Raw genomic sequence first — 5477 nt, forward strand, 5'->3', positions numbered from 1 at the left:
CCGTCGGCTTCGTAAATGCCTCCTGTGCAATAGCCAGAGGCGTCAGAAGCAAGAAATAGTGCCAGACCAGCTATTTCGTCTACAGTTCCCATACGAGCAATAGGCAGACGTTTTACGAAATGGTTGAGTACTTGCTCGTTTTGCCAGAGAGCTTCTGAAAACTTGGTTTTGATAAGCCCCGGGCAAATAGAATTTACCCTGATGCCATCGCTTCCCCATTCTTTAGCAGTAACTTTTGTCAGCATATTCAATGCTGCCTTCGATACTGAATACATACCTAAGCCCGGGTCGGGTGTGAGGCCAGCAATGGAACTAATATTGATAATCGAACCTCCTCCACGTTGTTTCATGATTGGGTGGACTAACTTACTGATTTCAAAAGGCGCTTTTACGTTGATGTTCATAATCTTGTCAAATGCCCATTCTTCACAGTTTAGTACAGGACCATATACAGGATTGGTGGCTGCGTTATTGACAAGGATATCAATACCACCTAGTTCATCAACTACTTTTTGAATAAGCGCTTTACAGCTTGGGATATCGCCAGCATTAGCGGCTATACCTACACAGAATCCACCTTCGGCACGAATACTTTCCGCAACTTTATCCAATTCCTCTTGTTTTCGAGAGTTGATGACCACTTTGGCGCCACAAGCCGCAAAATGACGGGCTATTGCTTCTCCGATTCCTTTACTGGCACCTGTAATAAGGGCTACTTTATTTTCAAGACTAAAAATCTGATTCGCATTCATTAGTTCGATAGTTAAGATTGTTTTAGGATAAAATATTATGCTTGCATACTAAATTTAAAAGTATTTTTTCAAAAACACAAGCTATAAGCACTTTGTAAACGATGTTTCAATTCCATTTCAAATGTCTTATCTTGCAGAAGGTTTATTGCTGATTGAATATAGACTATTGATTAATGATTTATGAAACCAGAAACTAAGAAAGATAAAGCATTACCACCGTTTGTTTCCTCGTGGAAGCAATTATATTGGATTGTTGTCGTCAACCTTGTACTGATGATATGTTTATTCCAACTTTTCAGCGAATATTTTCGCTAGACTAAAATACCACTAGTAAAAGCTTGGTTATAGTTTATGAATTTTGTATTTCTAAATCGCAAGCTTTGAATAGATAACTGATTAAATAGATGAAGAATATCGACTGGCTGGTCTTGGTAGCTACCCTTGGAGGAATTGTAGGATTTGGGATGTGGAAGGGACGTGCTTCCAGACAAAATATTGAAGGATTCCTGTTGGCTGACAGACAATTACCGTGGTATCATGTCACGCTTTCGGTGATGGCTACACAAGCAAGTGCTATTACTTTTTTGTCGGCTCCTGGGCAGGCATATACCGATGGTATGCGTTTTGTGCAATTTTATTTTGGTTTGCCATTAGCCATGATTGTACTGTCAGTGACCTTTATTCCGATGTTTAAAAAACTCAACGTTTATACGGCTTATGAGTTTTTGGAAGGTCGTTTTGATTTAAAAACAAGGGTGCTGACCTCTTTCTTATTTTTGATTCCAAGGGCACTTTCTACGGGAGTGACTATTGCAGCTCCTTCGATTATTTTATCCACAATTTTGGGTTGGGATTTGTATTGGACCAATATCATGACAGGTTTGGTCGTAACATTTTATTGTATGTATGGTGGCTCAAAGACTATTTCATATACCCAAATGCAACAAATGTTTGTGGTATTGATAGGGATGTTTTTGGCGGGATACATGGTCGTACACCTTTTACCTTCTGAAATAGGTTTTGTAGATACCCTAAAAGTCGCAGGCAAAATGGGGAAGCTCAATGCCATCGACTGGAAATTTGATTTGAATAATCGTTACAATGTTTGGTCTGGTTTGATTGGAGGTTTCTTTTTGCAGTTATCTTATTTTGGTACAGACCAATCGCAGGTAGGGCGATATTTGTCTGGGGAATCGGTAGGAGAAAGCCGTATAGGTTTACTCATGAATGGTATGCTTAAAATACCGATGCAGTTTTTAATTTTGTTGGTTGGTGCCTTGGTTTTTGTTTTTTATCAGTTCAATCAACCACCTCTATTTTTTAATCAAACAGGTTTAGATAAAATTGCCAATACGCAAGAATACCGTCAAATAGAAGCCAAACATTCACAGATTTTTCAAGAAAAAAAGATAGCCGTTGCTCAGATGTTCGATGCCCTCAAAAGTGGCAACGAACAACAAATCGAGCAAACAAAAGTCAAGGTGACTGAGGCCGATAAAGCAAGTGGTGTGTTGAGAACAGAAGTAAAAGATTTACTGAAGAAAACGAGTCCCGAAACAGATACCAACGATACCAATTATATCTTCTTATCGTTTGTGACCAAATACCTTCCTGTTGGGATGGTGGGGCTGTTGATTGCGGTGATTTTATTAGCCTCTATGGGTTCGATGGCATCAGCATTTGGCTCGCTGACCTCTTGTACTATTATTGATATTTACAAAAGGTTATTACATCCTGAAGATACTGATCAACACTATCTGAATGTATCGCGTTGGGTGACACTTGGTTGGGGGATTTTTTGTATTATCGTGGCGCAATTTACGGCTAACATTGGAAGCTTGATAGAGGCAGTAAATATCTTAGGCTCTTGGTTTTACGGAACAATCCTAGGGGTGTTTTTAGTGGCTTTTTATTTCAGAAGCATCCAAGGAAATGCTGTGTTTTGGGCTGCAATTTTAGCAGAAATTATCGTGATTTATACTTGGTGGATTGACCTAACTGCCTTTTTATGGCTAAATCTGATTGGCTGTGTATTAGTGATTGTATTTGCGTATTTGATTCATATACTAACACCTAAAAGGGCTGTTGAAAAAATTGATGAATTGTGAGTGGTGAATTGTGAATATAAATGTTTTATTGTCATTTATATTTAAAATTCATTAAGCATTAAGTAAAAAGCTTCAATAGATACATGAGAAATTTTAAGCTTACAGCATAAAGCCTAGAGCTAAAAGCCAGTAAAATTACCTTAATTTTGTATTTTCCTTAAACAAACCATTACCTCTGACTCATGATTACCATTCAAAATCAAGACCTCAAAGCAACAATCAATCCCAAAGGCGCTGAATTAGTAAGCCTTATACAACTATCCAGCAATATTGATTTTATGTGGGAAGGTGATGCTGCTTTTTGGGGCAAACACTCGCCTGTACTTTTTCCAATAGTTGGTTCGCTCAAAGACAATACCTATTTCTATGAGGGAAAATCATACCAGTTGGGACGTCATGGGTTTGCTAGAGATAGAGAGTTTGCGATAGAAACCCACACAGAAGATTCAGTAACGTTTTTGCTAGTTTCTGATGAAAATACCAAAACGGTATATCCTTTTGATTTTGAGTTTAGGTTAAAATATACTCTTCAAGAAAACCAGCTGGAATTGCAATACATTGTGGATAACTCTGGGGATAAGTTACTTTGGTTTTCGGTAGGCGGGCATCCAGCCTTTAAAGTGCCGATTGAAGAAGGGCTTGCTTATGAAGAATATAGATTAGTGTTTAATAAAACCGAAGATTTTGCACGTTGGCCTTTATCGCCAGAGGGTTTGATTATGGACGAACCTGAAAGCACAGTAATTACTTCTAACGAAATTACACTTACCAAAGAACTATTTCAGCAAGATGCTTTAGTCTATAAAAACCTGCAATCAGATTGTATTACATTAAAGTCTCATTTGGGGCAACATAGATTAGAGTTTGGGTTTAAAGGCTATCCATTCCTAGGAATCTGGGCAGCTAAAAATGCTAATTTTGTTTGTATAGAACCATGGTGTGGTATTGCAGACCATGTAAGTCACAACCAAGATATTACCCAAAAAGAAGGAATGATAGCATTGAATCCTTCTGAGACTTTTACTCGTGCATGGAGTGTAAAGTTGGTGTAGGGAAATTTTAGTAAAAATAAAAAGGCACAAAATTTAAGGAATAGATGTATAAAAACACTATCTTAAATTTTGTGCCTTTTTTCTTTATTTTCAGGATGTTGTCGAAAAAACTAACCTTCAATAATATCTTTTATGAATACCAATATGAAAAAACTACTTCTTCTTTTGCTTGTTTTTCAAGCACTTTTTATCAGTTGTAAAAGCGGACAAACGCCGAACGCTTCTTCTTCATCAACCGTAAATGTTACCTTCTTGCATCTCAACGATGTGTACGAAATTGCACCACTCGAAGGAGGTAAAGTAGGAGGAATGGCACGCGTAGCTACAGTTCGAAAAGAGTTATTAGCTCAAAACCCCAATACGATAACGCTTTTGGCGGGCGACTTTTTGAACCCTTCGCTCATTGGGACTTTTAAGCATGAAGGCAAAAGTATTAAAGGTAAACAAATGGTTGAAGTGATGGATGCCATCGGTATGGATTGGGTCGGATTGGGCAATCATGAATTTGATGTAGACGAAGCCGAATTAGTAGAGCGTATCAATCTTTCTAAATTTAATTGGTTGGCTTCAAATGCTTTTCATAATATTCCTAATGGCGTAGAGCCTTTTACCAAAAATGGTGTTCCTTTTCCAAAAACTACAGTTTTGACTTTCAAAAATGCTTCAGATGCTTCCGTAAAAGTGGGAATGTTCTCGGTAGTTTTGCCAGCAAATAAAAAGAATTTTGTAGTGTATGATGACTTTTTTGAATCAGCTAAAAAGGCGTATCAAGAGCTTAAGCCACAATGTGATTTTGTGGTGGCTATCACTCACCTCAATAAGGTAGACGACGCAAAATTGGCAGAAATGTTACCAGAGGTAAAGCTTTTGATGGGTGGGCACGATCACGACAATATGATTCAGAAAGTTGGTGACGTAGTCATCGCAAAAGCGGATGCCAATGCAAAAACAGTTTATGTGCACAATTTTTCTTTTGACACCAAAACGAAAAAAGTGAGCCTTACGAGCGAATTACGCAAAATAGACGATACCATTGCGGAGGATGCCTCTGTGGCAACTATTGTACAAAAATGGGAGCAAATTTTGGATGCAGCTATCAAGAAAATGGGGCTTGATAAAAATGATGTAGTAGCCACGCTCGATACTCCTCTTGATGGTCGTGAAAGCAGTATTCGTAATTTTCAGACTAACCTAGGTACAGCTATCGCCAAAGCAATGTCAAAAGCATCGAGCAAACCCAACGACTGTGCCATTTTTAATGGTGGTTCGGTGCGTATCGATGACCAAGTGGGAGGTAAAGTAACGCAGTTGGATATTATGCGAGTATTGCCTTTTGGTGGAAAAATCGTAGAGGCCGAAATGAAAGGTCGATTACTCGAACAAGTATTAAATACAGGCTTGAAAAACAAAGGTAATGGGGGGTATTTGCAGTGGGATAAAATTACCTACGATAATGCCAAAAACGAATGGACTATCAATGGGAAGTTATTAGATGTGAATCAAACCTATTATGTGGTTTTACCTAAATTTTTGATAGAAGGAAAAGAAACAAATCTAGGCTTTTT

General features: G+C 38.1%; 4 protein-coding genes. 3 read left to right on the plus strand and 1 reads right to left on the minus strand.

Translation table 11 applies throughout. The annotated features are described in order from the left end of the window. Positions 1 to 752 (minus strand): SDR family NAD(P)-dependent oxidoreductase (locus tag ACOVQ4_RS07770; protein ID WP_421820086.1); only part of this gene is annotated, 752 nt, incomplete at its 3' end. 404 nt (positions 753 to 1156) lie between these two features. Between ACOVQ4_RS07770 and ACOVQ4_RS07775 the strand changes: the two genes are divergently transcribed. The 3 genes from ACOVQ4_RS07775 to ACOVQ4_RS07785 all read left to right on the plus strand — a co-directional run. After that, complete coding sequence (locus tag ACOVQ4_RS07775) at positions 1157 to 2860, plus strand: sodium:solute symporter (protein ID WP_421820087.1); 1704 nt, start codon at positions 1157 to 1159, stop codon at positions 2858 to 2860. A 182-nt stretch (positions 2861 to 3042) separates the two neighbouring features. Further along, positions 3043 to 3912 carry an aldose 1-epimerase family protein gene (locus ACOVQ4_RS07780; RefSeq protein WP_421820088.1) on the plus strand — a complete coding sequence of 290 codons (870 nt, stop codon included), beginning with the start codon at positions 3043 to 3045 and terminating at the stop codon, positions 3910 to 3912. A 144-nt stretch (positions 3913 to 4056) separates the two neighbouring features. Then, positions 4057 to 5477 (plus strand): bifunctional metallophosphatase/5'-nucleotidase (locus ACOVQ4_RS07785; protein WP_421820089.1); only part of this gene is annotated, 1421 nt, incomplete at its 3' end.

The organism is Flectobacillus sp. (assembly GCF_049240685.1).
Taxonomy (GTDB): domain Bacteria; phylum Bacteroidota; class Bacteroidia; order Cytophagales; family Spirosomataceae; genus Flectobacillus.